25 protein-coding genes are annotated in these 25015 nt (G+C 71.8%); 14 read left to right on the forward strand and 11 right to left on the reverse strand.

What is annotated here, in order from left to right; genetic code table 11:
* Position 1 precedes the first annotated feature (1 nt).
* On the reverse strand, positions 2-955 hold the full coding sequence (gene deoC, locus ACTWJ8_RS24115; RefSeq protein WP_443260252.1) for a deoxyribose-phosphate aldolase: 954 nt from the start codon (positions 953-955) through the stop codon (positions 2-4).
* Positions 956-1161: 206 nt separating this feature from the next.
* Between deoC and ACTWJ8_RS24120 the strand changes: the two genes are divergently transcribed.
* A complete protein-coding gene (locus tag ACTWJ8_RS24120) occupies positions 1162-1785 on the forward strand; it encodes a PH domain-containing protein (RefSeq protein WP_356374492.1) in 624 nt (207 codons plus the stop codon).
* Positions 1786-1942: 157 nt separating this feature from the next.
* On the opposite strand, the gene ACTWJ8_RS24125 is transcribed toward ACTWJ8_RS24120, so the two are convergent.
* From ACTWJ8_RS24125 to ACTWJ8_RS24135, 3 genes are all read right to left on the reverse strand, one after another.
* Positions 1943-3589: a phospho-sugar mutase gene (locus tag ACTWJ8_RS24125; RefSeq protein WP_356813266.1), complete on the reverse strand. Its 1647-nt coding sequence runs from the start codon at positions 3587-3589 to the stop codon at positions 1943-1945.
* Between the two features lie 62 nt (positions 3590-3651).
* A complete protein-coding gene (locus ACTWJ8_RS24130) occupies positions 3652-4476 on the reverse strand; it encodes a purine-nucleoside phosphorylase (RefSeq protein ID WP_356374488.1) in 825 nt (274 codons plus the stop codon).
* A 104-nt stretch (positions 4477-4580) separates the two neighbouring features.
* The gene (locus ACTWJ8_RS24135) at positions 4581-5018 is read right to left on the reverse strand and encodes a gamma-glutamylcyclotransferase (protein ID WP_356374486.1); all 438 of its coding nucleotides are present in this window, start codon (positions 5016-5018) and stop codon (positions 4581-4583) included.
* A 129-nt stretch (positions 5019-5147) separates the two neighbouring features.
* Between ACTWJ8_RS24135 and ACTWJ8_RS24140 the strand changes: the two genes are divergently transcribed.
* Both ACTWJ8_RS24140 and ACTWJ8_RS24145 read left to right on the forward strand, forming a co-directional pair.
* The gene (locus ACTWJ8_RS24140) at positions 5148-6596 is read left to right on the forward strand and encodes an NAD(P)H-quinone dehydrogenase (protein ID WP_356374484.1); all 1449 of its coding nucleotides are present in this window, start codon (positions 5148-5150) and stop codon (positions 6594-6596) included.
* A gap of 174 nt (positions 6597-6770) precedes the next feature.
* Positions 6771-7721, forward strand: coding sequence for a DeoR/GlpR family DNA-binding transcription regulator (locus tag ACTWJ8_RS24145; protein ID WP_356374482.1), 951 nt, complete (start codon positions 6771-6773; stop codon positions 7719-7721).
* Between the two features lie 13 nt (positions 7722-7734).
* Here ACTWJ8_RS24145 and ACTWJ8_RS24150 read toward each other — a convergent pair whose 3' ends face one another.
* Positions 7735-8313 (reverse strand): TetR/AcrR family transcriptional regulator, encoded by a 579-nt coding sequence (locus ACTWJ8_RS24150; protein ID WP_443260253.1) that lies wholly within the window; start codon positions 8311-8313, stop codon positions 7735-7737.
* 141 nt (positions 8314-8454) lie between these two features.
* On the opposite strand from ACTWJ8_RS24150, the gene ACTWJ8_RS24155 reads away from it, so the two are divergent.
* A complete protein-coding gene (locus ACTWJ8_RS24155) occupies positions 8455-9453 on the forward strand; it encodes a response regulator transcription factor (RefSeq protein WP_443260254.1) in 999 nt (332 codons plus the stop codon).
* A gap of 97 nt (positions 9454-9550) precedes the next feature.
* Positions 9551-10270 (forward strand): hypothetical protein, encoded by a 720-nt coding sequence (locus ACTWJ8_RS24160; protein ID WP_356374478.1) that lies wholly within the window; start codon positions 9551-9553, stop codon positions 10268-10270.
* A gap of 76 nt (positions 10271-10346) precedes the next feature.
* Here ACTWJ8_RS24160 and ACTWJ8_RS24165 read toward each other — a convergent pair whose 3' ends face one another.
* Positions 10347-12119 (reverse strand): acetyl/propionyl/methylcrotonyl-CoA carboxylase subunit alpha, encoded by a 1773-nt coding sequence (locus ACTWJ8_RS24165; protein WP_356374476.1) that lies wholly within the window; start codon positions 12117-12119, stop codon positions 10347-10349.
* 453 nt (positions 12120-12572) lie between these two features.
* Between ACTWJ8_RS24165 and ACTWJ8_RS24170 the strand changes: the two genes are divergently transcribed.
* Entirely contained in the window at positions 12573-13043 is a 471-nt protein-coding gene (locus ACTWJ8_RS24170) for a hypothetical protein (protein ID WP_356374475.1), read from the forward strand.
* Here ACTWJ8_RS24170 and ACTWJ8_RS24175 read toward each other — a convergent pair.
* From ACTWJ8_RS24175 to ACTWJ8_RS24190, 4 genes are all read right to left on the reverse strand, one after another.
* On the reverse strand, positions 13015-13626 hold the full coding sequence (locus tag ACTWJ8_RS24175; protein WP_356374473.1) for a nucleoside triphosphate pyrophosphatase: 612 nt from the start codon (positions 13624-13626) through the stop codon (positions 13015-13017). The genes ACTWJ8_RS24170 and ACTWJ8_RS24175 overlap by 29 nt on opposite strands.
* A 26-nt stretch (positions 13627-13652) precedes the next feature.
* On the reverse strand, positions 13653-13781 hold the full coding sequence (gene mmpB, locus ACTWJ8_RS24180; protein WP_356374471.1) for a morphogenic membrane protein MmpB: 129 nt from the start codon (positions 13779-13781) through the stop codon (positions 13653-13655).
* 114 nt (positions 13782-13895) lie between these two features.
* Positions 13896-14102 carry an acyl-CoA carboxylase subunit epsilon gene (locus ACTWJ8_RS24185; protein WP_356374469.1) on the reverse strand — a complete coding sequence of 69 codons (207 nt, stop codon included), beginning with the start codon at positions 14100-14102 and terminating at the stop codon, positions 13896-13898.
* An 11-nt stretch (positions 14103-14113) separates the two neighbouring features.
* Positions 14114-15718 (reverse strand): acyl-CoA carboxylase subunit beta, encoded by a 1605-nt coding sequence (locus ACTWJ8_RS24190; protein WP_356374467.1) that lies wholly within the window; start codon positions 15716-15718, stop codon positions 14114-14116.
* Between the two features lie 137 nt (positions 15719-15855).
* On the opposite strand from ACTWJ8_RS24190, the gene ACTWJ8_RS24195 reads away from it, so the two are divergent.
* The 4 genes from ACTWJ8_RS24195 to ACTWJ8_RS24210 all read left to right on the forward strand — a co-directional run bounded on the left by ACTWJ8_RS24195 (position 15856) and on the right by ACTWJ8_RS24210 (position 20302).
* On the forward strand, positions 15856-16728 hold the full coding sequence (locus tag ACTWJ8_RS24195) for a biotin--[acetyl-CoA-carboxylase] ligase (RefSeq protein ID WP_356374465.1): 873 nt from the start codon (positions 15856-15858) through the stop codon (positions 16726-16728).
* A gap of 370 nt (positions 16729-17098) precedes the next feature.
* On the forward strand, positions 17099-18220 hold the full coding sequence (locus ACTWJ8_RS24200) for an adenylate/guanylate cyclase domain-containing protein (RefSeq protein ID WP_356374463.1): 1122 nt from the start codon (positions 17099-17101) through the stop codon (positions 18218-18220).
* A gap of 38 nt (positions 18221-18258) precedes the next feature.
* Positions 18259-19068, forward strand: coding sequence for an enoyl-CoA hydratase/isomerase family protein (locus tag ACTWJ8_RS24205; protein ID WP_356374461.1), 810 nt, complete (start codon positions 18259-18261; stop codon positions 19066-19068).
* 85 nt (positions 19069-19153) lie between these two features.
* The gene (locus ACTWJ8_RS24210; protein WP_356374460.1) at positions 19154-20302 is read left to right on the forward strand and encodes a GGDEF domain-containing protein; all 1149 of its coding nucleotides are present in this window, start codon (positions 19154-19156) and stop codon (positions 20300-20302) included.
* A gap of 27 nt (positions 20303-20329) precedes the next feature.
* Here the strand turns inward: ACTWJ8_RS24210 and ACTWJ8_RS24215 are convergent, their stop codons facing one another.
* On the reverse strand, positions 20330-20614 hold the full coding sequence (locus tag ACTWJ8_RS24215; RefSeq protein ID WP_356374458.1) for a hypothetical protein: 285 nt from the start codon (positions 20612-20614) through the stop codon (positions 20330-20332).
* Between the two features lie 108 nt (positions 20615-20722).
* On the opposite strand from ACTWJ8_RS24215, the gene ACTWJ8_RS24220 reads away from it, so the two are divergent.
* The 4 genes from ACTWJ8_RS24220 to ACTWJ8_RS24235 all read left to right on the forward strand — a co-directional run bounded on the left by ACTWJ8_RS24220 (position 20723) and on the right by ACTWJ8_RS24235 (position 24933).
* Positions 20723-21055: a hypothetical protein gene (locus ACTWJ8_RS24220; RefSeq protein WP_356374456.1), complete on the forward strand. Its 333-nt coding sequence runs from the start codon at positions 20723-20725 to the stop codon at positions 21053-21055.
* Between the two features lie 233 nt (positions 21056-21288).
* Complete coding sequence (locus tag ACTWJ8_RS24225) at positions 21289-22548, forward strand: L,D-transpeptidase (protein WP_356374454.1); 1260 nt, start codon at positions 21289-21291, stop codon at positions 22546-22548.
* A gap of 164 nt (positions 22549-22712) precedes the next feature.
* Complete coding sequence (locus ACTWJ8_RS24230) at positions 22713-24200, forward strand: ABC transporter permease (protein ID WP_443260255.1); 1488 nt, start codon at positions 22713-22715, stop codon at positions 24198-24200.
* 46 nt (positions 24201-24246) lie between these two features.
* Positions 24247-24933: an ABC transporter ATP-binding protein gene (locus tag ACTWJ8_RS24235; RefSeq protein WP_356374451.1), complete on the forward strand. Its 687-nt coding sequence runs from the start codon at positions 24247-24249 to the stop codon at positions 24931-24933.
* The last annotated feature ends 82 nt before the right edge of the window (positions 24934-25015 follow it).

Genomic DNA, 25015 nt, shown 5'->3' on the forward strand with positions numbered 1-25015 from the left:
ATCAGTCCACCGTCACGTAGTCGGGACCGGAGTAGCGCCCGGTGGCCAGCTTCTGACGCTGCATCAGCAGGTCGTTCAGGAGGCTGGAGGCGCCGAAGCGGAACCAGTGGTTGTCGAGCCAGTCCTCGCCCGCGGTCTCGTTCACGATGACCAGGAACTTGACGGCGTCCTTGGAGGTGCGGATGCCGCCCGCGGGCTTCACGCCGACCTGTACCCCGGTCGCGGCGCGGAAGTCGCGGACGGCTTCGAGCATGAGGAGGGTGTTCGCCGGAGTGGCGTTGACGCCGACCTTGCCCGTGGACGTCTTGATGAAGTCGGCCCCGGCCAGCATGCCGATCCAGCTCGCGCGCCGGATGTTGTCGTACGTCGAGAGCTCGCCGGTCTCGAAGATGACCTTGAGGCGGGCGGCGCCCGAGGCCTCCTTGACCGCGCGGATCTCCTCGTAGACCTTCATGTAGTCGCCCGCGAGGAAGGCGCCGCGATCGATGACCATGTCGATCTCGTCGGCCCCCGCGGCCACGGCCTCCCGTACGTCCCCGAGCTTGACCTCGAGGGCGGTGCGGCCGGCCGGGAAGGCGGTCGCGACGGAGGCGACCTTCACGTCCGTGCCCGCGACGGCGGCCTTCGCCGTGGCCACCATGTCGGGGTACACGCAGACCGCCGCCGTGCGCGGCGTGCCGCGGTCCGTCGGATCCGGGTTGATCGCCTTCGCGCCGAGGGCCCGGACCTTGCCCGGGGTGTCGGCGCCCTCCAGGGTCGTCAGGTCGATCATCGAGATGGCCAGGTCGATGGCGTACGCCTTCGCCGTGGTCTTGATGGAACGGGTCCCGAGCGAAGCGGCGCGCGCCTCCAGGCCGACCGCGTCGACGCCGGGCAACCCGTGCAGGAAGCGGCGCAGCGTGCTGTCGGACGCGGTGACGTCGCTGAGAGCGGGTGCGGGTGCAGAACTGGGCATGGTCACGAGGGGAGCATATCTACGCGCGTAGCGGCTTGTACAGGGCGGGTTTACGGTCGCGGGCGAGGTGCTTGCGGCCGCGGGCGAGGTGGTGGCGGCCACGGGCCTCCGCCCCGGACCCCGCTGCTCGATCGCCGCAGGGGCTGGAAATGCCCACGCGCGGCTGGACCGACACGGGTCTTGACGGGTCGGGCACAATCAATGGCATGACGAGCAGCCAGACCGCGCCCCCGCAGGCCACCGACCGGATCTACCGGTCATCCGCCGGTATCGCGGGCGGTGTGCTGTTGCTGCTGATCGGGGCCTGGCTCGGCGTCGACGCGGTGATCAACGGCGTGGGGAGGATGCCGTGGAAGGCGCTCGCGGGACTCCTTTTCGTGGCGCCGCTCGTCGTGGCGTTCACGATCCGCCCCGCCGTCTTCGGCAACGAGGACCGGCTGCGCGTGCGCAACCCGTTCCGGGACATCACGCTGCCGTGGGCCGAGGTCGCGGCCTTCAGGTCCGGGTACTCGAACGAGGTGACCGACCAGGCCGGCACCAAGTACCAGCTCTGGGCGATCCCGGTCTCCCTGCGCGGCCGGCGCAAGGCGCAGCGGCAGCAGTTCCGGGCGGAGAAGGGCGGCCGCACGCCCACCGGCACCAGCGGCCTCCCGGTCGCCACGCCCCGCTCCACGGGCGACCAGGCCATGGACGAACTCCGCGAACTCCACGAGACCCGCGCCGCCGCCGACACCTCCCGCGGCACCCCCAAGGTCCGCTGGGCGTACGAGATCATCGCCCCGACGGTGGTGGGTGCCGTCCTCCTCGCTCTCACGGTCGCGCTGGGCTGACCAACCGGTCCTGCGCCCCTGGCCGGCCGATCGAGCCTCCGTTCCCGGCCGATCGACGAAGTCCTCGTGCCTGGCCGAGCGTTCGAGCCCTCGCGTCCGGCCGGCCAGCCGTGCGCTCGCTTCCGGTGGGGCAGATCGAGCCCCTGGGGCCTCAGAGCTAGATGCCCGCCGCGATGGAGAGGTCGCGCTTCAGGGACGTCAGGCGTTCCGACGCGGTGGCCCGTGCCGTGGGCAGCGAGGAGCGGTCGGGGACCGGGACCACGACCTCCAGGTAGCACTTCAGTTTCGGTTCCGTGCCTGAGGGGCGGACCACGATCCGGGCGCCGTCGAGGGTGTAGCGGAGGCCGTCCGTGGGGGGCAGGCCGGCGGAGCCATCAGAGAGGTCGTCCGTGCGGGTCACCGTGAGGCCGGCCAGCTCCACCGGCGGCACCTCGCGGAGCCTGCGCATCGCGTCCGCGATCACCGAAAGGTCCTCGACCCGCACGCTCAGCTGGTCCGTGGCGTGCAGCCCGTGCGCGAGCGCGAGGTCGTCGAGCGCGTCGAGGAGCGTACGGCCCTGGGCCTTCAGCTCGCTCGCCAGCTCGGTCACGAGGAGCGCGGCCGTGATGCCGTCCTTGTCGCGCACGCCCTCGGGGTCGACGCAGTAGCCGAGCGCCTCCTCGTAGCCGTAGCGCAGGCCCTCGACGCGGGCGATCCACTTGAAGCCGGTCAGCGTCTCCTCGTACGGGAGCCCCGCCGCCTCGGCGATCCGACCGAGCAGCGACGACGACACGATCGACTCGGCGAGCACGCCGGTCGCGCCCCGCTTCACGAGGTGCGCGGCGAGGAGCGCGCCAACCTCGTCGCCGCGCAGCATCCGCCAGTCGCCGCCGTCGGGGACGGCCACGGCGCAGCGGTCGGCGTCCGGATCGTTGGCGATGATCAGGTCCGGCGCCTCGGACAGCGAGCGGGCCGTCGCGAACGACAGGTCCATCGCCCCCGGCTCCTCCGGATTGGGGAACGCGACCGTGGGGAAGTCCGGGTCGGGCTCGGCCTGCTCGGGCACGAGCACCGGCTCGGGGAAGCCCGCGCGGGCGAACGCGGCGAGGAGGGTGTCCTTGCCGACGCCGTGCATCGCCGTGTAGACGGTGCGGGCGCCACGGGCCGAGCCCGGCGCGAGGACCGCGTCCGTGCGCGCCAGATACGCCTCCAGGACGTCCTCGCCGAGCGTCTCCCAGCCGGACTCCGCGCGCGGCACGTCGTTCAGCGAGGCCACCGCGTCGATCTCGGCGGCGATCTCCGCGTCGGCGGGCGGCACGATCTGCGAGCCGTCGCCGAGGTACACCTTGTAGCCGTTGTCGCGCGGCGGGTTGTGCGAGGCCGTGACCTCGACGCCCGCGACCGCGCCCAGGTGCCGTATGGCGAAGGCGAGGACGGGCGTGGGCAGCGGGCGGGGCAGCACCGCGGCGCGCAGCCCGGCCCCGACCATCACGGCGGCGGTGTCGCGCGCGAAGTCGGCCGACTTGTGGCGCGCGTCGTAGCCGATGACGACCGGGCCGTCCGTCCGCCCCTTGGCCTTCAGATACGCGGCGAGGCCCGCGGCGGCGCGGATGACCACCGCGCGGTTCATCCGCATCGGGCCCGCGCCCAGCTCGCCGCGGAGCCCCGCGGTGCCGAACTGGAGCGTCCCCGCGAAGCGCTCGCCGATCGCGTCCAGGTCGCCGGCCTCGATGAGCTTGGCCAGCTCCTCGCGGGTCTCCGGGTCCGGGTCCTCCGCGAGCCAGGTCTTCGCCCGGTCGAGCGCTGCGCTGCCAGATACGGTCACGGTTCGCATTCCTTCAGACGTACGGGTACGAGGGTGATCCACGCGGAGCCGGCGGCCCGGGATCAGATCTTCGCGAGGACCTTCGTCAGCAGGTCGCCCATGGCGGTCGCCGAGTCGCGGCCCGCCTGGAGGACCTCTTCGTGGTTGAGCGGCTCGCCGGACAGGCCCGCCGCCAGGTTCGTCACCAGGGAGATGCCGAGCACCTCGGCGCCCGCCTCACGGGCGGCGATGGCTTCCAGGGTGGTGGACATGCCGACGAGGTCGGCGCCGAGGATGCCGGCCATCCGGACCTCGGCGGGCGTCTCGTAGTGCGGGCCGGTGAACTGGGCGTACACGCCCTCTTCCAGGCTCGGGTCGATCTCCTTGCAGAGGGCGCGGAGCCGGGGGGAGTACAGGTCGGTGAGGTCGACGAAGTTGGCGCCGACGATCGGCGAGGCCGCCGTCAGGTTGATGTGGTCGGAGATGAGCACCGGCTGGCCGGGGCGCATGCCCTGGCGGAGGCCGCCGCAGCCGTTCGTGAGTACGACGGTCTTGCAGCCCGCGGCGGCGGCGGTGCGCACGCCGTGCGCGACGGCGGCGACGCCGCGGCCCTCATAGAAGTGGGTGCGGCCCAGGTAGACCAGGGCGCGCTTCTCGCCGACCTGGTACGAGCGCACCGTCCCGCCGTGGCCCGCCACCGCCGCGCCGGTGAAGCCGGGCAGCTCGGTGAAGGGGAACTCGGCCGCGGGCTCGCCCAGCGCCTCGGCGGCGGGCGCCCAGCCCGAGCCCATCACGAGGGCGACGTCGTGGGTCTCGGCGCCCGTCAGCTCGCGCAGCCGCGCGGCGGCGGCGTCGGCGGCGGCGTACGGGTCGGCCAGGACGTGGTCCGGAGTAAGAGAAGCGTTCACGTCGACGAGGGTAGCCTGTCGTTGCCTACGCGCGTAGATGTCGGAGGTCACGTCCTTGTGATCGTTGCCTTGTCGTTTCCGACGAAAGCGCCGCCGTACGGTCCTCAGCAGGGCCGTTTGCGCAGCTCCATGGCGTAGTCGTGGGGCGCGCCCGCTGATTCGGCCGCGTCGGCGATCTCCCCGAGGTAGCGCGCGGAGGGGAGTCCGCCCTCGTAACCGTTCAGTACGTACACCCAGGCGGGTTCCGCGCCCTCCAGGGTGTCCACGCGGACCCGCATCCGCCGGTAGATGTCGAGGCCGACACCCTCCCAGCGGTCCATGGAGTCCTCGTCCATCGGGGCGATGTCGTACAGCGCGACGAAGACCTGGGAGCGCGGCGCCTCGACGATCGTGGCCAGCGCGCCCTCCCAGCCCATGTGCTCGCCCCCGAACGTGAGCCGCCAGCCGTTCAGCCAGCCGGTCGCGCGCAGCGGCGAGTGCGGGGCGCGGCGCGTCATGAGCCGCGCGTCGAGATTGCCGGCGTACGCGGCGTAGAGCGACATGGGACCGAGCGTACGTCAGTGGACCCACGTGTCCCGTGAGTAACGGAAGCACCCCTCTTACGAGGAGATACGCGCGCCCGTGCCCGGACGGGGGCCCCGGATCGGTGCGGGGTTGAAGCGTGCGGGACAATGGAGCATGTGACTCGGATCGTGATCATCGGTGGCGGACCTGGCGGATACGAGGCGGCGTTGGTGGCCGCGTCCCTCGGGGCGGAGGTGACCGTCGTCGACTGCGACGGCCTCGGCGGGGCGTCGGTGCTCACCGACTGCGTGCCGTCGAAGACCCTGATCGCCACGGCCGAGGTGATGACCACCTTCGACTCCTCGTACGAAGAGCTCGGCATCATCGTCGAGGACGACACCCCCGACCCGGACAGCCCGGCCCGCGTCGTCGGCGTGGACCTCGGCAAGGTCAACCGCCGTGTGAAGCGCCTCGCGCTCGCCCAGTCCCACGACATCACCGCGTCCGTCACCCGCGCGGGCGCGCGCGTGCTGCGCGGCAAGGGCCGTCTCGACGGCCAGCAGGCGCTCGACGGCTCCCGCAAGGTGATCGTCACGGCGGCCGACGGCAGCGAGGAGACCCTCGTCGCCGACGCCGTGCTGATCTGCACCGGCGGCCACCCGCGCGAGCTGCCCGACGCGCAGCCCGACGGCGAGCGGATTCTGAACTGGACGCAGGTGTACGACCTGGACGAGCTCCCCGAGGAGCTCATCGTGGTCGGTTCCGGTGTCACCGGCGCCGAGTTCGCCGGCGCGTACAAGGCGCTCGGCTCGAAGGTCACCCTCGTCTCGTCCCGCGACCGCGTGCTGCCGGGTGAGGACCCGGACGCCGCCGCCGTCCTTGAGGACGTGTTCCGGCGCCGCGGCATGAACGTCATGGCCCGCTCCCGCGCCGCGTCCGCCAAGCGCGTCGGCGACCGCGTCGAGGTCACGCTCTCCGACGGCCGGGTCATCTCCGGCACGCACTGCCTGATGGCGGTCGGCGCCGTGCCCAACAGTGAGGGCCTCGGCCTGGAGGAGGCGGGCGTCAAGCTGAAGGAGTCGGGCCACATCTGGACCGACAAGGTCAGCCGCACGACCGCTCCCGGCGTGTACGCGGCCGGTGACGTGACCGGCGTGTTCGCCCTCGCGTCCGTCGCGGCCATGCAGGGCCGCATCGCGATGTACCACTTCCTGGGCGACGCGGTGACGCCGCTGAACCTCAAGACGGTCTCGTCGAATGTCTTCACCGACCCGGAGATCGCGACCGTCGGCTACACGCAGGCCGACGTCGACTCCGGCAAGATCGACGCCCGCGTCGTCAAGCTGCCGCTGCTGCGCAATCCCCGCGCGAAGATGCAGGGCATCAGGGACGGCTTCGTCAAGATCTTCTGCCGCCCCGGCACCGGCATCGTGGTCGGCGGAGTGGTCGTCGCGCCGCGCGCTTCGGAACTGATCCACCCCATCTCGATCGCGGTCGACAACAATCTGACGGTCGAGCAGATCGCGAACACGTTCACCGTGTACCCCTCGCTGTCGGGCTCGATCGCCGAAGTCGCGCGCCAGCTGCACACGCGGAAGACCGCCGAAGAGGGCTGAGTACGGGCAACGGGCCGCAGGTCACGGTGAGTTGCGGCCCATGCGTCCGGCATAGGCGGACCGGGTAGGCGAAGGTTGGCGCCTATACCACTTCCACGGTTCTCGTGCGAACAGAATCTGTAAATCGGCGCAAACTGCTGAAACCAGACGGTCGTTGGGGTTACTGTCAGTTTCGTGTTCGCTGCAGAACGTCGTCAATTGATCCTCGAAATGGTGCGAGCCAACGGAGCCGTTTCGCTCCGTGAGCTCGCCCGCGTCGTCCAGACCTCTGAAGTGACCGTACGGCGGGACGTGCGCGCACTGGAGGCAGAAGGACTCCTCGACCGCCGGCACGGCGGTGCGGTATTGCCGGGCGGATTCACGCGGGAGTCCGGCTTTCCGCAGAAGTCACATCTCGCGACCGCAGAGAAAACGGCCATCGCCGATCTCGCCGCGGGTCTCGTCGAAGAGGGCGAGGCCATCGTGGTGGGCGCGGGGACGACCACCCAGGAGCTGGCCCGCCGGCTCGCGCGGGTGCCGGGCCTGACCGTCGTCACCAACTCGCTGCTGGTGGCGCAGGCCCTCGCGCACGCCAACCGCGTCGAGGTCGTCATGACCGGTGGCACGCTGCGGGGTTCCAACTACGCGCTGGTGGGCAGCGGGGCGGAGCAGTCCCTCCAGGGGCTGAGAGTGTCGCGCGCCTTCCTCTCGGGAAGCGGTCTCACGGCCGAGCGCGGGCTCTCCACGTCCAACATGCTGTCGGCGTCCGTCGACCGGGCGCTGGTCCAGGCCGCGTCCGAGGTCGTGGTGCTCGCAGATCACTCCAAGCTCGGTACGGACACCATGTTCCAGACGGTGCCGACCGACGTGATCACGCGGCTCGTGACCGACGAGCCGCCCGCGCACGACGACCGGGCCGCCACGGAGCTTCAGGCGCTGGCCGATCAGGGGGTGCAGGTCGCCGTCGCGGGGGCCGGGGCGGAGGACCCTTCCGGGGGCGGTGAACCGGTCCCGGCGCGCCAGCCGCGCCGGGATGTCCCCCTCCCGGGCCAGCGCCGCAACACCCCGCACGGCCTCCGCTCCGCGGCGACCCTGGACCCGGCCCCCGAGCGGACGGCCCGGGTGGCGGATCTGCGCCGCCGCTAGGTACCGCCGCCCGTCAGCAGGTGATGCCGCGCAGGGTCAACCGCAGCAGGCGGTCGGCCAGGGCCGGGTCCGACGGGGTCTCCTCCGCGGCGAGCGCGATCGCGTTCGTGAGCTGCAGCAGGTCCCCGATGGACACATCACCCCGCACCGCACCCGCACCCTGCGCCCGCGCCAGCAGTGCCTGCCCCGCCTCCCGCATCGGATCACTGCACCGCGCCAGCGCCGAACTCGTGTCCTGCGAGGCCGACATGAGAGCACGCGACAGTCCCCGGTACTCGCCGGCGTGCGTGATGATCTCGCGCAGCCACGTCACCAGCGCCGTACAGGGCTGGGGCGCGTCGAGGAGGGCGCGGGAGCGGTCGAGCAGCTCGCTCACCGCCTCCTCGAAGACGGCGCTCATCAGCGCGTGCCGGTTGGGGAAGTGCCGGTACAGCGTGCCGATGCCGACGCCCGCAGCGCGGGCCACGTCCTCCAGGGACGCCCCCGTGCCGTGCTCGGCGAACGCGATCCGCGCCTGCGCGAGCAGCCGATCGTAGTTGCGGCGCGCGTCGGCGCGCATGCGGCGCGAACGATCGTGCTCGGCGGTCGTCATCGGGCCTCCCCTGGGCGTGCGCGGGCCTGGTGCGCAGGCCTTCAAGGATGCCCGATCGCGGAGCGCGGGCGGTGCGGAGGGAGCGCCACCGCAGTAGCGTCGACGCGGAGGGCGCAGACGTAGGACGCCCTGGAGCGCGGCATGGACATCAGTGACGCGGGCCGGCGGGACGTACGGCGACTCGTCGGGGAACTCGAAGAGGCCGTGGACGTGGACGAGGTGCGCTCCGGCGCGGTCAGCGGCCTGGCCCGGCTGATCCCGGCCGACGGCGCCCAGTGGTACCACTTCGCCGCGCGCGACGGCGCCGTCGCGGCGCTCGCGATGCCCGCCGAGTCCTTCCACGCCGACCCCGCCGTCATCTACGAGCACCCCGTGGACCACCCGCTGACCGAGCCCATGGTGCGCTCCGGCACCGGCGGCGCCTGGCGGGTCAGCGACGTCGCCGCGGACCGGGACTGGCGCCGCACCCACTGCTACAACCTCGACTTCCGCCCCTTCGGCATGCACCGCCACCTCGTCGCCAGCAGCCGCGACGCGTCGGGCGTCGGCGGCTACGCGCTGCTGCGCGGCGGCACCGACTTCACCGAGGAGGAGCGGGACCTGCTCGGCTACGCGCAGCCGCGGCTCGCGGCGGTCGAGCGCCTGCTGATCGAGCGGCAGCGGATGTACGCGCTCGTCGCCGCCGCGCTCGGGGCGGCGGGGCGGCCCGGCCGTGGCGTCGCCGCGGTCGCGGAGGACGGGTCCGTGCGGGCGCTCGACGCCGTCGCCGCGGAACTCCTGGCGCGGTTGCGCGGGGATCCGCGGCTCGCCCGCGCCGACGCCGGCCGCCGCTCCTTCAGGGCGCACGGCGTCGACGTGCGGGCCGTGGAGTGCGCCGTGCCGGACGTGCCGCGGCTCCTGCTGCTCCGCGACCTCGCGCCCGGCCGGGCCGCCGCCCGCGTGCTCGGCCTCACCGAGCGCGAGCACCGCACCCTGGAGCACATCGACGCGGGCCGCACCCCGGCCGAGGCGGCGCGCGCGATGGGGATCTCGCTGACGACCGTACGGGGCTACGTGGCGTCCCTGCACCGGAAGTTGAACGCCGGGCACACGGCGGCGCTGCTGCGCAGGGGGCGCGAGGCGGGCCTGCTGGGGGAGTAGCGGCGGGCGCCCCTCAGAATTGACGGATGGCCCGCCGGGTGGCCGCCCGCTTCACTGGTGGAATCCAGTGGCATCCACGGGCATCAGGGGGAACGCCATGACCGCCACACCGTCGTCCGCGCACGTGCCGGCAGCGTCGTCAGGGGCCGCCGTCGACAGGGTCCGCCCGCTGCGGGCCGCGATGGCCGCCGTGCTGGTGCTCGGACCGCTGCTGTTCATCGTGGCCTCGCTGCTCTCGCCGTACGACATGACGGAGGACAGGACGCGGAACATCGTCGCCGACATCGCCGCGCACCAGGGGCAGGAGAAGGCCGCCGCGTGGGTGTGGATGGCGATGGCGCTGCTGCTCACGACGGCCGTGCTGCTGGCCTGCGTGTACGTGGCCGCGCGCTCGGTCGGGCTGGGCGTCGCGGGGCTCGTGCTGTTCGGCGGCGGGGTGCTGCTGATCAACGCCGCGCCCTCGCAGGACTTCGTCGTGCTGGCCGGGCTCGACAAGGGCGTCGGGCAGGGCGCGCTCGTGAAGGTGATCGACGGCGCGGACGGTCTGCCGGTGCTCGCGGTCGCGGGCGTGTGGTTCATCGTCGGCCTGGTCGTCGGCTCGGTGCTGCTCGGCATCGGGCTGCTGCGCTCCCGCGCGGTGCCCGCCTGGGCGGCGTACGTGCTGATGGCCGCGATGCCGGTGAACGTCGTCGGCTGGTTCTCCGGAGTCGACGCCCTCGCCTACGCGGGCTTCGCCCTGCTCACGGTCGCCTTCGCGGTCCTGGCCCTCGACGTCGCCCACAACGGCCTCGGCTGGGTCCGGGCCGACACCACCTGACCACTGTGCGACCGGGGGAACGGAGAGGGCCCACCGACCGGGAGGTCGGTGGGCCCTCGGCGTACGCCGTGCGGCGTCAGTCCTTGATCTCGCAGATCGCCGCACCGGAGGTGAGCGAGGCGCCGATCTCGGCGGACAGGCCCTTGATGGTGCCCGACTTGTGGGCGTTCAGGGGCTGTTCCATCTTCATGGCCTCAAGGACGACGACGAGGTCGCCCTCCTTGACCTCCTGGCCCTCCTCGACGGCGATCTTGACGATCGTGCCCTGCATCGGGGAGGCGAGGGTGTCGCCGGAGACGGCCGAGCCGGACTTCTTGGCGGCGCGGCGCTTCGGCTTGGCGCCCGCGTTCAGGCCGGTGCGGGCCAGGGACATGCCCATGCCCGCGGGGAGGGAGACCTCGAGGCGCTTGCCGCCGACCTCGACCACGATGTTCTCGCGGCCGGCCTCGTCCTCCTCGTCGCCGGGCGCCGGGGTGGCGAACGGCTCGATGTCGTTGACGAACTCGGTCTCGATCCAGCGGGTGTAGACCGTGAACGGGTCCTCGCTGCCGGTCAGTTCGGGGGCGAACGCCGGGTCGGTGACGACCTTGCGGTGGAAGGGGATGGCGGTGGCCATGCCCTCGACCTCGAACTCGGCGAGCGCGCGGGAGGCCCGCTCCAGGGCCTCCTTGCGGGTGCGGCCGGTGACGATCAGCTTGGCGAGCAGGGAGTCCCAGGCCGGGCCGATCACGCTGCCGGACTCGACGCCCGCGTCCAGGCGGACACCGGGGCCTGCCGGCGGGTCGAACTTGGTGACGGTGCCGGGCGCCGGGAGGAAGTTGCGGCCCGGGTCCTCGCCGTTGATGCGGAACTCGAAGGAGTGGCCGCGCAGTTCGGGGTCGTCGTAGCCGAGCTCCTCGCCGTCGGCGATGCGGAACATCTCGCGCACCAGGTCGATGCCGGCGACCTCCTCGGTCACCGGGTGCTCGACCTGGAGGCGGGTGTTGACCTCGAGGAAGGAGATCGTGCCGTCGGCGCCGACGAGGAACTCGACGGTGCCCGCGCCGACGTAGCCGGCCTCCTTGAGGATCGCCTTCGACGACGAGTACAGCTGCTCCAGCTGAGCCTCGCTCAGGAACGGCGCCGGGGCCTCCTCGACGAGCTTCTGGTGGCGGCGCTGCAGCGAGCAGTCACGGGTCGAGACGACGACCACGTTGCCGTGCTGGTCGGCCAGGCACTGCGTCTCGACGTGGCGCGGCTTGTCCAGGTAGCGCTCGACGAAGCACTCGCCGCGGCCGAACGCGGCGACGGCCTCGCGCACCGCGGAGTCGTACAGCTCCGGGACCTCTTCGAGGGTGCGGGCGACCTTCAGGCCGCGGCCGCCGCCACCGAAGGCGGCCTTGATCGCGATCGGCAGGCCGTGCTCCTCGGCGAACGCCACGACCTCGTCCGAGCCCGAGACCGGGTCCGGGGTGCCGGCGACCAGCGGGGCACCGGCGCGCTGCGCGATGTGCCGGGCGGCGACCTTGTCACCGAGGTCGCGGATGGCGTGCGGCGGCGGGCCGATCCAGATCAGCCCGGCGTCGAGGACGGCCTGGGCGAACTCGGCGTTCTCCGACAGGAATCCGTAGCCGGGGTGGATCGCGTCCGCGCCGGAGTCCTTGGCCGCCTGGAGCACCTTGGCGATGTCCAGGTAGCTGGTCGCCGGAGTGTCACCGCCAAGGGCGAAGGCCTCGTCGGCCGCGCGGACGTGCAGAGCGTCCCGGTCCGGATCGGCGTAGACGGCAACGCTCGCGATCCCGGCGTCCCGGCACGCCCGGGCCACGCGGACAGCGATTTCGCCACGGTTGGCGATGAGCACCTTGCGCACGATGGCTCCCTCCTTGCTGTGTCTTCCCGGGGGCGACCCCCGGACCCCCGGCCGTGCTCGCCCGAGCCGGGGCGGTCGGCGGGTCACCGTGAAGCTTGACTCACTGAAACAAGCTGAGTTTAGGGACTGCCGACACGGACTCACGAGCCGTCCCCGGGCGTGAGCTTGCCCACACGGAGTGTCACCCGGGGTCCTGCCGGACCGTGAAATCCCTTGTCGCGCCTGCGTACACGCGATCCCTCAGAGCCACCCTAGCCCCCGTCTGTGGCCAAGGTCTCTGTGAGACCGTGCTGCGGCCCGTCGGCTTTCTTTGTGGAGTCCCTACGAATGGCCCAACGATTCTTTGCCTTCTGCAGAACCCTTGTACCGAGGTTTACCCGTTAGTAGCGTTCGGGATGTACCGAGCGTACTTGCGGTAACAGTCCGGGGAGTCCAGGAAGTGGGTGGGGACCGGTGGCACGCAGGCCGGTGGCGTGGGTGGCCGCGATCGTGTTGTTCGCGGAGGCGTTCGGGATCGCCCTCCTGAACTGGTTCCTCGGCCTGGTGGTCGACCGGCAGGACATGTCCCTGGCCGGCCTCGACCCGCGGGCCATGTCGGTGGGCGCGTGGATCGCGGGCGGCCTGTTCGGGCTCTACCTGGCGGTCTGCGGGATCGTGCTCGTGCGCACCGCGGTCGCCGACCGGGCGCCCGCCGGGTTCGGGCGGATCCTGCTGATCAGCGCGGCCGTGGTGCACGGCCTGCTCGGCGCCTTCTCGATCGGCCTGGTGGGCTGGCTCAGCTTCGTCTTCATGATGGTCGTGCTCGCCCTGCTCGTACTGACACTGGTCGCGTACGACCGGCACGAGCAGGAGGAGCGGGAGCCCACGAACGAGGGCCCCGCCCCGAACGGACCGGCTACTCCGCCGGCGCCCACAACTCCGTGATGCCCACGCCCAGTTCGGCGAGGAGGCGGCGGAGCAGCGGCAGCGAGAGCCCGATCACGTTGCCGTGGTCGCCGTCGATGCCGTCGATGAACGGCGCCGAGCGGCCGTCCAGGGTGAACGCGCCCGCCACGTGGAGCGGTTCGCCGGTGGCCACGTACGCGGCGATCTCCGCGTCGCTCGGCTCGCCGAAGCGGACGACGGTCGACGCGGTGCCGGACGCGTACCGGCCGCTCGCCGTGTCGTAGACGCAGTGACCCGTCTGAAGGGTCCCCGCGCGGCCGCGCATCGACTTCCAGCGGGCCGTGGCCTCCTCGGCGTCGGCCGGCTTGCCGAGCGCCTCGCCGTCGAGGTCGAGCACGGAGTCGCAGCCGATGACGACGGCGCCGCCCGCCTCGGGGCGGGCCGCGACCACGGACGCCTTGGCCTCGGCGAGGGCCAGGGCGAGTTCGGCGGGCGTCGGGGCCGTCACGGCGTCCTCGTCGACCCCGCTGACGATCACCTCGGGGGCGAACCCGGCCTGGCGCAGCAGGCCGAGGCGGGCGGGGGACTGGGAGGCCAGGATCAGTCGGCGTGGAGCAGTCATGCGGCTCAGGTTAACCACGCGCCGCGCTACGCGGTCCCCAGCATCAGGAACAGCACGACCATGGCCAGAGCCAGCAGCAGGCCCGCGCGCCGCAGCATCGCCTGCGTTTCGCGGAGCTCCTCTGGGGGCTCGTCATCGGGATCTGACCACAGCACATACAGCATGGTGCGGCGCGCGTGCGCGGGGCGCCTGAGTACGCGTACTCAGGCGCCCCACTACGAAAGGACTAATTCCGCTCCGGACCCGCACCGGACCCGCTACGGGCGTGCTCAGCCGGGCCAGTACGTGCGCGACCAGCTCGACGCCCCCGGCGCGGGCAGCCGGTGCCGCGCGATGCGGGACGGGTCCGACCACGCGTCCCGGTCCACCGCCGCGGCCGGGGCGTCCGGGACCGCCGCGGCGCGCGCCTGGACCACCGCCAGTGCGGCGGCCAGCTCCTCCGGGGTCGGATTGCCCCGCACGACCTTGATCATCACAGCGGTGCTCCTTAGAGGGGGATGTTGCCGTGCTTCTTCGGGGGCAGTGATTCCCGCTTCGTGCGCAGCTGACGCAGCCCGCGCACGACGTGCGAGCGGGTGTCGGACGGCAGGATCACCGCGTCGATGTAGCCGCGCTCGGCCGCCGTGTACGGGTTGAGGAGCGTGTCCTCGTAGTCCTGGATGAGCTGCGCGCGGGTCTCCTCGACGTTCCCCGCGGCCTCGGCGGCGGCGATCGTCTTGCGGTGCAGGATGTTGACCGCGCCCTGCGCTCCCATGACGGCGATCTGCGACGTGGGCCAGGCCAGGTTGAGGTCGGCGCCCAGGTGCTTGGAGCCCATGACGTCGTACGCGCCGCCGAAGGCCTTGCGCGTGATGATCGTGATGAGCGGCACGGTGGCCTCGGCGTATGCGTAGATGAGCTTGGCGCCGCGCCGGATGATGCCCTCGTGCTCCTGCTCGACGCCCGGCAGGAAGCCGGGGACGTCGACGAACGTCAGCACCGGCACGTTGAAGGCGTCACACGTACGGACGAACCGGGCGGCCTTCTCCGAGGCGTGGATGTCGAGGCAGCCGGCGAACTGCATCGGCTGGTTGGCGACGATGCCGACCGGGTGGCCCTCGACGCGGCCGAAGCCGGTGATGATGTTCGGCGCGAACAGCGACTGGGTCTCGAAGAAGTCGGCGTCGTCCAGGACGTGCTCGACGACCGTGCGCATGTCGTACGGCTGGTTCGCGCTGTCCGGGATGAGCGTGTCGAGCTCGCGGTCCTCGTCGGTGAGCTCCAGATCCGCCTCCTCGGGGAAGGCGGGCGGCTCGCTCAGGTTGTTCGACGGCAGGTACGACAGCAGCGACTTGATGTACTCGATGGCGTCCTTCTCGTCGCCCGCCATGTGGTGCGCGACGCCGGAGCGCGTGTTGTGCGCGCGGGCGCCGCCCAGCTCCTCGAAGCCGACGTCCTCACCGGTGACTGTCTTGATGACGTCGGGGCCGGTGATGAACATGTGCGAGGTCTGGTCGACCATCACCGTGAAGTCGGTGATGGCGGGGGAGTACACGGCGCCGCCGGCGCACGGGCCCACGACCAGGCTGATCTGCGGGATCACACCGGACGCGTGGGTGTTGCGGCGGAAGATCTCGCCGTACATGCCGAGGGCCATGACGCCCTCCTGGATGCGGGCGCCGCCGGAGTCGTTGATGCCGATGACCGGGCAGCCGGTCTTCAGGGCGAAGTCCATCACCTTCATGATCTTCTGGCCGAAGACCTCGCCGAGGGCGCCGCCGAAGACCGTGAAGTCCTGCGAGAAGACGGCCACGGGGCGGCCGTCGACCGTGCCGTACCCGGTCACGACGCCGTCGCCGTACGGCTTGTTGGCGTCGAGGCCGAAGTCCGTCGACCGGTGCCGGGCGAACTCGTCCAGCTCCACGAAGGAGTCCTCGTCGAGCAGCAGCTCGATCCGCTCACGTGCGGTCAACTTGCCTTTGGCGTGCTGCTTTTCGACCGCGCGGGCGGACCCGGCGTGGGTCGCCTCGTCGATCCGGCGCCGCAGATCCTCGATCTTGCCTGCGGTGGTGTGGATGTCGATCTGCGCTGTCGGCTGTTCCAACTCGGACATCGGGATGCGGCTCCCTGCCTGCTTCGACGCTGCTCACGGGGACGGTTTGGTAAAGGGGAGTGGGGCTACTGATTCGTAGCGTAGTGGCCTGAATACCGTTCAGCAGTGCGGTCTTTGCCACACCTAGGCTGGGTTGCATGACGCCGCGAGATGGTTCAGACGTGCCCGCCAACCCCTGGTCCGACCTGGACCGACCGCCGCTGGGGGCGATGGGGCTCCGGAGGTCCCTGGTACGGGAAGGGGGCCTGTGGTCGTCCGTGGAGGTGGTGCCCCGCACCGGGTCCACCAACACGGATCTGGTGGGGCGGGCCGCGGCCGGGCCCGTGCCCGAAGGGACCGTGCTCGTCGCCGAGGAGCAGGACGCGGGGCGCGGGCGGCTCGACCGGCGCTGGTCGGCTCCGCCGCGGTCCGGGCTCTTCTTCTCGGTGCTGCTCAGGCCCGGGGAGCACGAGGTGCCGGTGGCGCGGTGGGGGTGGCTGCCGCTGCTCACCGGGGTCGCGGTCGCCACGGCGCTGTCCTCCACGGCCGGGGTCGACACGGCCCTGAAGTGGCCGAACGACGTGCTGCTCACGGTCGACGGCGAGGAGCGGAAGGCCGGGGGGATCCTCCTGGAGCGGGCGGGGGCCGACGCGGTGGTGCTCGGGGTCGGGCTCAATGTGTCGCTGCGCGCCGACGAACTGCCCGTGCCGACGGCGGGGTCGCTGACGCTCGCCGGGGCGAAGGTCTCCGACCGGGAGCCGGTGCTGCGGGCGGTGCTGCGGTCCTTGGAGCGGTGGTACGTGGAGTGGTGTGCGGCGGAGGGTGATCCCGCGTTGTCCCGGTTGCAGGAGGCGTATGCGGCGGGGTGCGCGACGCTCGGGCGTGAGGTGCGGGCGATTCTGCCGGGTGAGCGTGAGGTGGTCGGGGAGGCGGTCGCCGTGGACGGCGACGGCCGCCTCATCATTTCTACGGGGGCCGGGGCCCGGGAGGCCGTCGGGGCGGGGGACATCGTGCATCTACGACCGGCCTGAGCTCCCGGGGCCGCGCACCCCGCCGGGTTCCCGGCCGTGCGTGGTTGCGCGCGCAGTTCCCCGCGCCCCTGGGGACCCGGGGTTCGCCCTCCCGTCCGGTTGCGGCACTCCGTGGTTGCGCGCGCAGTTCCCCGCGCCCCTGGGGAGCCGGGGGTGCCCTCCCCGTTTGGTTGCGGTCGGTCGTGGCTGGGCGCGCAGTTCCCCGCGCCCCTGATGCATGCGGCTTCGCCGCTGCTTCAGGGGCGCATGCGCGGGGGCCGGGACACGGTCGGCCGCACCCGGAGCCCACGGAGTGACGTGGGGCACAGGGGCTGCCGTAGAGTTGAGCGCGGTCGATATCTGACCGCGGCAGATCGGAAGGGCAGCAGGCGTGACCGTCGACGACTCGGGCTCCGGCACGGGCTCCCCCATCGACCCCGAGAAGCCGGAGGGAGCCGAGGAGGAGAGCGAGGATCCTCTCGCTCTGCGGCTCGAAGGGCTCATCCTCGGGGCCGAGCGCAGATACACCCCGTTCCAGGCGGCGCGCAGCGCGGGCGTCTCCATGGAGCTGGCCTCGCGGTTCTGGCGGGCCATGGGGTTCGCGGACATCGGGCAGGCCAAGGCGCTGACCGAGGCGGATGTGCTGGCGTTGCGGCGCCTCGCCGGTCTCGTCGAGGCGGGGCTGCTCAGCGAGGCGATGGCCGTGCAGGTCGCCCGGTCCACCGGACAGACCACCGCCCGCCTCGCCGAATGGCAGATCGACTCGTTCCTGGAGGGCCTCACCGAGCCCCCGGAACCCGGCATGACCCGCACCGAGGTCACGTACCCGCTGATGGAGCTGCTCCTGCCGGAGCTGGAGGAGTTCCTCGTCTACGTGTGGCGCAGGCAGCTCGCCGCCGCCACGGGCCGGGTCGTACAGGCCGGTGACGACGAGGAGATGGTCGACCGGCGGCTCGCCGTCGGCTTCGCCGACCTCGTCGGATTCACGCGGCTGACGCGACGCATGGAGGAGGAGGAGCTCGGCGAACTCGTCGAGGCCTTCGAGACGACCGCCGCGGACCTCGTCGCCGCGCACGGCGGCCGGCTCATCAAGACCCTCGGCGACGAGGTGCTGTACGCCGCCGACGACGCGGGCATCGCGAGCGAGATCGCGCTGCGCCTGATCGAGACGATGAGCAACGACGAGACGATGCCGGAGCTGCGCGTCGGCCTCGCGTTCGGCACCGTCACCACCCGCATGGGCGATGTCTTCGGCTCGACCGTGAACCTCGCGAGCCGCCTCACGTCGATAGCGCCCCGGGACAACGTGCTGGTGGACGGCGCCTTCGCCGAGGAGCTGATCCGCATCGGCGAGACGCCCACATCGGAGGCGGAGGCCGCGGCGGAGGCGCAGAAGGCGAAGGAGGACGGCGAGGAACCGCCGACGTACCGCTTCGCCCTCCAGCCCATGTGGCAGCGGCCCGTGCGCGGCCTCGGCGTCGTGGAGCCCTGGACGTTGACCCGCCGCACCTGAGACTCTTCCGTTAACCATCGTTAACGGAAGGGCGGGTCATGGGTGACGAGCTGCGGTTCGGGGAGTTCGTGGCGGTGCGCAGGCGGGAGGAGGGCACCGTCGCCGAGCTGGTGCTCGACCGGCCGAAGGCCATGAACGCGGTGTCGAGCGACATGGCCCGCTCGATCACCGCCGCGTGCGACTGGCTCGCGGGCGCCGAGGGCCGGGACGTCCGGGTCGTCGTGCTCACCTCCAGCGCCGAGCGCGCCTTCTGCGTCGGCGCGGACCTCAAGGAGCGCAACTCCTTCTCCGACGCCGATCTGCTGCGCCAGCGGCCGGTGACCCGCGCCGCGTACACGGGCGTCCTGGAGCTGCCGATGCCGACGATCGCGGCCGTGCACGGGTTCGCGCTCGGCGGCGGCTTCGAGCTGGCGCTCGCCTGCGATCTGATCGTGGCCGACGGGACGGCCGTGGTGGGCCTGCCCGAGGTGTCGGTCGGCGTGATCCCCGGCGGCGGTGGTACGCAGCTGCTGCCGCGCCGCGTCGGGGCCGCGCGCGCCGCCGAGCTGATCTTCACGGCGCGCCGGGTGCGGGCGGCCGAGGCCGGTGAGCTGGGGCTCGTCGACCAGGTCGTGGAGGCGGGCAAGGACCGCGAGGAGGCGCTGGCGCTCGCCGCGGCGATCGCGGCGAACTCGCCGGTCGGGCTGCGCGCGTCCAAGAAGGCGCTGCGGCTCGGGCACGGCCTCGATCTGCGGGCCGGCCTGGAGGTGGAGGACGGGGCCTGGCGGTCCGTGGCGTTCTCCGGGGACCGGGCCGAGGGCGTCGCGGCGTTCAACGAGAAGCGCAGGCCGCAGTGGCCCGGTGAGTGACGGAGCGTGACGGGTTCCTGCTCGGGAGGCCCGGAACGGCGCACTGGATTCACCGAAATGCCGGAAATCTCCTTACTCTGGAGTGATGGGTGAGGACGTTCGGCTACGCGCCGTGGTGGCACTCGCGCAGGGCATGGCCGCCGCGCGGACCCCGCGCGGCTCCTGGCGCGCGGCCGCGCTCGGCGCCTGCCGCGCGCTGTCGGGGAACTTCGCGGCGCTCTCCGTGTGGGAGCGCGAGCGGGGCCGGCTGCGCGTGCTCGTCAACGTGGGGGACCTCGCCGCGGGCGAGGAGGAGTTCCCCGAGCACGAGGCCTACCCGGTGCACCGCTTCCCGGAGATCACCGAGTTCCTGCACGAGCGGTGGGCCTCGGGCGGGGAGCCGGACGCCTGGGTCGAGACCGCCGAGGGCCCCGTGGACCGCGCGGGCTACTGCCACCAGCGGGTCGCCGCGCTGCGCCGCAGGGGCCGCGGCTGCTGCGTCGTCGCGCCGATCGTGCTGCACGGGCGGGCGTGGGGCGAGCTGTACGTGGCGCGGCCGACCGGGGACCCGGTGTTCGGGCGCGACGACGCCGACTTCGCCACGGTTCTCGCGGCGGTCGTCGCGGCCGGCATCGCGCAGACCGAACGCCTGGAGGAGGCCCGCCGGCTCGCCTTCACCGACGCGCTCACCGGGCTCGCCAACCGGCGGGCGGTCGACATACGCCTCGACGAGGCCGTGGAGCGGCACCGCGCCGACGGCTCCGTGGTCAGCCTCGTCGTCTGCGACCTCAACGGACTGAAGCGGGTCAACGACACGTACGGGCACGCCGCGGGGGACCGGCTGCTGGAACGGTTCGGCTCGGTGCTCTCGCTGTGCGGGGCGATGCTGCCGGGGGCGCTCGCGGCGCGGCTCGGCGGCGACGAGTTCTCCATCGTCGCCGTGGGGCCGCCGTCCGACGAGGTGGTGCGGGTCGGCGATGAGATCTGCTCCCGCGCCGCCGAGTTGGACCACGGGGACGGGGTGGCCTGCGGGATCGCGTCGACCGGGGATCCGATCGGCGAGGTCACCAGCGCGCGCAGGCTGTTCCGGCTCGCGGACGCCGCCCAGTACCGGGCGAAGGCGCTGCGCGCCGCGAAACCCGTGGTGGCGGGCCGCGACGGTGGCCTCGACGACCCGGTCGTCCGGCTCGCGGACTCCCCGCCGGCCCCGGAGGACGGCGAGCGCCGCCGCATCCGCCGACTGCCGCCGAACTGAGCGGCCGACCCCGGAAGTTCGCCGCGCCTACGCCTCGAAGGCCCGGCCCCTGCGCACCGAGTACGTCACGAAGCCGACGCCGAGCCCGAGGAAGACCGAGCCGCCGATCACGTACGGGGTGGTGTCCACCGAACCCGTGTCGGCCAGGCGGAGTTGACGATCGGACTGCGCCGCCACCGCGTCCGCGGTCTGCCGCTGGTCGGCGTGCGAGAAGTGCTCGGGGGTCGCCGTCGCTGTGGGGACGAACCACAGGGCGCCCAGCAGTGCCGCGGCGGCGGTGGCGGTGAACAGTGATCGACGTGCGGCAGACACGGAAGCGATCCCCCTTGTGGCGCTGGCGAATTGGCCGTGTGCACTGATGTTAGTGAAAGACGTGGGTCACAGGAAAGTCACGAGTGGAATGGGTCGTACGCTCCGCTCATGAGTACTGATGACACGTCACGCTTTGTGCGGCTGAAGGTGGAATTGGTCCTGGAGGTCGCCGACGCGGAGGCGTTGACCGGGGCCGCGTTGCAGCGCGTCGCGGAGGACGAGGACACCGGACCCGAGGAGCGCGCGCACGCGGTGAGCGCCGTCGAGGAGGACGAGGCGGAGGCGATCGCGTACCTCGTGGACCCGTTCGATCTGGTCGCCGACGTCCCGGGCGCGGAACTGGTGCAGGCCTCCTGGTCGAGCGAGCAGGTCGACTACGACCCCGATTCGCCCGACTGGGACCTCGACGAGGATGATGAGGACGAGGAAGGCGGCGTGTAGCGGCTCGGGAATCGGGAACCCTGGGCGGCAACCGCCGCCCGGGGTTCTGTCGTCCCAGGTGGGGAAGTCCCGACGTGGTCTTGCCCACACCGGCGGTTCTTCGGGAACGGGACGAACCGGTCATGACGTTGAGTGGGTGCGAGGGGATTGTTGTGTCCTCTCGGGCCGGCTGTGGACCGGGCTCGGGGCGGTCGACGGCCGGGAAATCGGCGAAGTCGGGAAATTCGGCGACTATGGAGAAGCGTGTGATAACGGACGGTAAGCGGCGCAAAGGCCTGATGGCCGCGTCCGCCCTGCTCGGCGGTGTGCTCGTGCTGACGGCCTGTGGCGGCGGCGACGAGGGCGGCGGCTCGGGCAAGAAGGAGTCGCAGGCGCAGGCCGACGAGGCCGCGGCGAAGAAGACGTCCGAGGCCGACATCAAGATCGCGCCGAAGGACGGCTCCGACAACGCGAGCATCAACAACGCCGCGAAGGTCACCGTGAGCAAGGGCACGCTCACCGACGTCACCATGACCACGACCGACGGCACCAAGGTCGAGGGCCGGCTGTCCGCGGACAAGAAGAGCTGGAAGCCCACGAACCAGCTGGAGCGCGCGACGACGTACAAGATCGCCGCGGCGGCGAAGGACTCCGACGGCCGCGCGGCCCACGAGAACTCGCAGTTCACGACGGTCTCCCCGGCGAACAGCTTCATCGGCAACTTCACGCCGGAGGACGGTTCGACCGTCGGCGTCGGCATGCCCGTGTCGATCAACTTCGACAAGGCGATCAGCAACAAGGCGGACGTGCAGAAGCACATCACCGTGTCCTCCAGCAGCGGCCAGGAGGTCGTCGGCCACTGGTTCAACGACACGCGCCTCGACTTCCGCCCCCAGGACTACTGGAAGGGCGGCTCCACGGTGACGATGAAGCTCGACCTGGACGGGGTCGAGGGGGCGAACGGCGTGACGGGCGTCCAGCAGAAGACGGTCTCGTTCAAGATCGGTCGCAACCAGGTCTCCACGGTCGACGCCAAGACCAAGATGATGACGGTCACCCGCGACGGGAAGACGATCAAGACGATCCCGATCTCGGCCGGTTCCCCGGACAACAAGACGTACGAGGGCCAGATGGTGATCTCCGAGAAGTTCAAGGAGACCCGGATGAACGGCGCGACGGTCGGCTTCACGGACGACGACGGCAAGGGCGAGTACGACATCAAGGACGTGCCGCACGCGATGCGCCTGTCGAACTCCGGCACGTTCATCCACGGCAACTACTGGGGCGCCAAGTCGATCTTCGGCGGGGCCAACACCAGCCACGGCTGCGTCGGCCTCCAGGACGCCAAGGGCGCCAACGACCCGAGCACGCCGGGCGCCTGGTTCTACAACAACTCGATGGTCGGTGACGTCGTCGTCGTGAAGAACACCGGCGACAAGACGGTCCAGCCCGACAACGGCCTGAACGGCTGGAACCTCAGCTGGTCGCAGTGGAAGGCGGGTTCCGCCGCGTAACGACCGCGGGGGTCTCATTCCGTTCTCATCGAGGCCTCACGCAACCCTTACAACGCCGCCATACCGTTTCGCCGCAGCGGGAGCCGGAGCGTCACCGACGCCCCGGCTCCCGCTGATTCCTGTCCGCGCCCCCTTTCCCGTGGGCCGTCATCGGCGAGGCTTCGATGTTCTTCACCTATCTCCGGCGCGAGCTGCGCCGACGCAGAAAGGCGGCGCTCGTCGTCGCCTCCGGGCTCGCGCTCGGTATCGCGCTCGTCATCGTGGTCGGCTCGGTGTCGGCCGGCATGACGCAGGCGCAGGACAAGGTCCTCCAGTCGCTGTACGGCCTCGGCACGGACATGACCGTCACGAAGGCGGCGAGCGCGCCCAAGGCGGGCGACGACTCCGCGCGCCCCCGCTTCAAGTTCGACGCCAAGGACAGCGACTCGGACGACGAGGACCAGTCCAGCGACCGGGTGATGGTGCAGGGCTTCCAGACCCTCGCCGACTCCACCGTCACGAAGGTCGCCGACCAGAAGGGCGTCGCCGAGACCGTCGGCGGGCTCAGCCTCCAAGTGATGAAGGTCAGCGGACAGTTCACGCGCGGCCAGTTCAAGCAGGACCAGGGCGGCGGCGCCGCGCAGGGCGGCCCCGGCGGCGGCGAGGGCGGACAGCCGCAGGGCCGCGTCCAGGGCGGCGGCGCGAACTTCGACGTCAACTCCTTCTCCGTGTACGGCACCGACGTCACGCGGCTGAACCTCGGGCCCCTCACCTCCTCGAAGATCACCAAGGGCCGCACCTTCAAGGCGTCCGAGACCGACGCGAAGGTCGCCGTCGTCGACTCCGCGTACGCCAAGGAGAAGAAGCTCGCCGTCGGCGACAAGGTCACGGTGAAGGGCACCAAGTACCAGGTCGTCGGCGTCGCGACCGCCGACAGCGGGGACGCGGCCGCGAACCTCTACGTGCCCCTGAAGCAGGCCCAGACGCTCGCGGACAGCAAGAACAAGGTGACGACGGTCTACGTCAAGGCCACCGACTCGCAGCAGATCGACGCCGTGAAGTCGACGATCCAGAAGAACATCTCCGGCACGACCGTCACCACGTCCGCCGACCTCGCCGACACCGTCTCGGGCTCCCTGTCGACCGCGTCCAACCTGGCCTCCAACGTCGGCAAGTGGCTGTCGATCGCCGTGCTCGTCGCGGCGTTCCTGGTCGCGGGGCTGCTCACGTCGTCGGCCGTGTCCCGGCGGGTCAGGGAGTTCGGCACCCTCAAGGCGCTCGGCTGGACCTCGGGCCGGGTGACCCGGCAGGTCGTCGGCGAGGCGGTCGTCAACGGGCTGCTCGGCGGCGTCCTCGGCATCGCCGTCGGACTCGCGGGCGCGTACGTGGTGACCGCCGTGAGCCCCACGCTGTCGGCGCAGCTCGGCGGGGGCGCCGGCGGCGCCGGCGGCTCGGGCGGGCCCGGCGGCTTCGGCGGGGGCGGCGGCATGATGCGCCAGGCCGCGGGCGGCGCGGGCAAGACCCTCGACATCGCGCTCAGCGCCCCGGTCTCCGCCACCACCATCGCCCTCGCCGTCGCCCTCGCCGTGGCGGGCGGTCTGATCGCCGGCGCCTTCGGCGGCTGGCGCGCCTCGCGGCTGCGTCCCGCGGACGCGCTGCGCCGCGTCGCGTAGCCCCCGCGGTCCCGCCCCTCACCACACGTAGTACGGGAGTTGCACCATGTATCAGCTCAACGGCGTCACCAAGCAGTACCGGCGCGGCAAGGACACCGTCCACGCGCTCGCGGGGATCGACCTGACCATCGGAGACGGCGACCGGCTCGTCATCCAGGGCCCCACCGGCGGCGGCAAGTCGACGCTGCTCCAGATGCTCGGCGGGCTCGACCGGCCCACGCGGGGCAGCGTCGAGCTCGACGGGGTCGACCTGGCGAAGCTGCCCGAGGCCCGGCTCACCAAGGTCCGCGCCGAGTCCATCGGCTTCGTCTTCCAGTCCTTCAACCTGGTCCCCACGCTCAGCGCGGTGGAGAACGTCGAGACGGCGCTCGTGCCCCTGGGGCTGCGCGGCGCCGAGCGGCGCGAGCGGGCCGCCGAGGCGCTGAAGTCCGTCGGGCTCGGGGAGCGGCTGCGGCATCTGCCGGCCGAGCTGTCCGGCGGCCAGCAGCAGCGCGTCGCCATCGCCCGCGCGCTCGTGAAGAACCCGAAGGTGCTGCTCGCCGACGAGCCCACGGGCAACCTCGACGAGTCCATGCGCGACGAGATCATGGACGTACTGGAGGACCGCTGGAAGGAGCACGGGCTGACCTTCGTCATGGTCACCCACGACTCCTCGATCGCCCGGCGCGCGCCGCGCCTCGCGACCATCAGCCAGGGGCGGATCACGGTCACGGAGAACGCGTCGGCCGCCTGAGACGGCCCTGGACGGCCCGGAAAGTGTCGTCCAGGTGAATACGGCACGGGCAAAAGGTTGTGCTCACCGAGGCAGGTGTGCC

The sequence above is a fragment of the Streptomyces sp. SDT5-1 genome, assembly GCF_052245995.1.
In the GTDB taxonomy this organism is placed as follows: Bacteria; Actinomycetota; Actinomycetes; order Streptomycetales; family Streptomycetaceae; genus Streptomyces.

Bases quoted from the DNA above. Each gene is read 5' to 3' on its own strand.
- ACTWJ8_RS24160 (WP_356374478.1), top strand. From the start codon at position 9,551: ATGACCGCCACACCGTCGTCCGCGCACGTGCCGGCAGCGTCGTCAGGG.
- ACTWJ8_RS24140 (WP_356374484.1), top strand. From the start codon at position 5,148: ATGGAGCATGTGACTCGGATCGTGATCATCGGTGGCGGACCTGGCGGA.
- ACTWJ8_RS24120 (WP_356374492.1), top strand. From the start codon at position 1,162: ATGACGAGCAGCCAGACCGCGCCCCCGCAGGCCACCGACCGGATCTAC.
- ACTWJ8_RS24225 (WP_356374454.1), top strand. From the start codon at position 21,289: ATGGAGAAGCGTGTGATAACGGACGGTAAGCGGCGCAAAGGCCTGATG.
- ACTWJ8_RS24220 (WP_356374456.1), top strand. From the start codon at position 20,723: ATGAGTACTGATGACACGTCACGCTTTGTGCGGCTGAAGGTGGAATTG.
- ACTWJ8_RS24205 (WP_356374461.1), top strand. From the start codon at position 18,259: ATGGGTGACGAGCTGCGGTTCGGGGAGTTCGTGGCGGTGCGCAGGCGG.
- deoC (WP_443260252.1), bottom strand. From the start codon at position 955: ATGCCCAGTTCTGCACCCGCACCCGCTCTCAGCGACGTCACCGCGTCC.
- ACTWJ8_RS24150 (WP_443260253.1), bottom strand. From the start codon at position 8,313: ATGACGACCGCCGAGCACGATCGTTCGCGCCGCATGCGCGCCGACGCG.
- ACTWJ8_RS24175 (WP_356374473.1), bottom strand. From the start codon at position 13,626: ATGACTGCTCCACGCCGACTGATCCTGGCCTCCCAGTCCCCCGCCCGC.
- ACTWJ8_RS24210 (WP_356374460.1), top strand. From the start codon at position 19,154: ATGGGTGAGGACGTTCGGCTACGCGCCGTGGTGGCACTCGCGCAGGGC.
- ACTWJ8_RS24235 (WP_356374451.1), top strand. From the start codon at position 24,247: ATGTATCAGCTCAACGGCGTCACCAAGCAGTACCGGCGCGGCAAGGAC.
- ACTWJ8_RS24190 (WP_356374467.1), bottom strand. From the start codon at position 15,718: ATGTCCGAGTTGGAACAGCCGACAGCGCAGATCGACATCCACACCACC.
- ACTWJ8_RS24135 (WP_356374486.1), bottom strand. From the start codon at position 5,018: ATGTCGCTCTACGCCGCGTACGCCGGCAATCTCGACGCGCGGCTCATG.
- ACTWJ8_RS24155 (WP_443260254.1), top strand. From the start codon at position 8,455: ATGGACATCAGTGACGCGGGCCGGCGGGACGTACGGCGACTCGTCGGG.
- ACTWJ8_RS24230 (WP_443260255.1), top strand. From the start codon at position 22,713: ATGTTCTTCACCTATCTCCGGCGCGAGCTGCGCCGACGCAGAAAGGCG.
- ACTWJ8_RS24195 (WP_356374465.1), top strand. From the start codon at position 15,856: ATGACGCCGCGAGATGGTTCAGACGTGCCCGCCAACCCCTGGTCCGAC.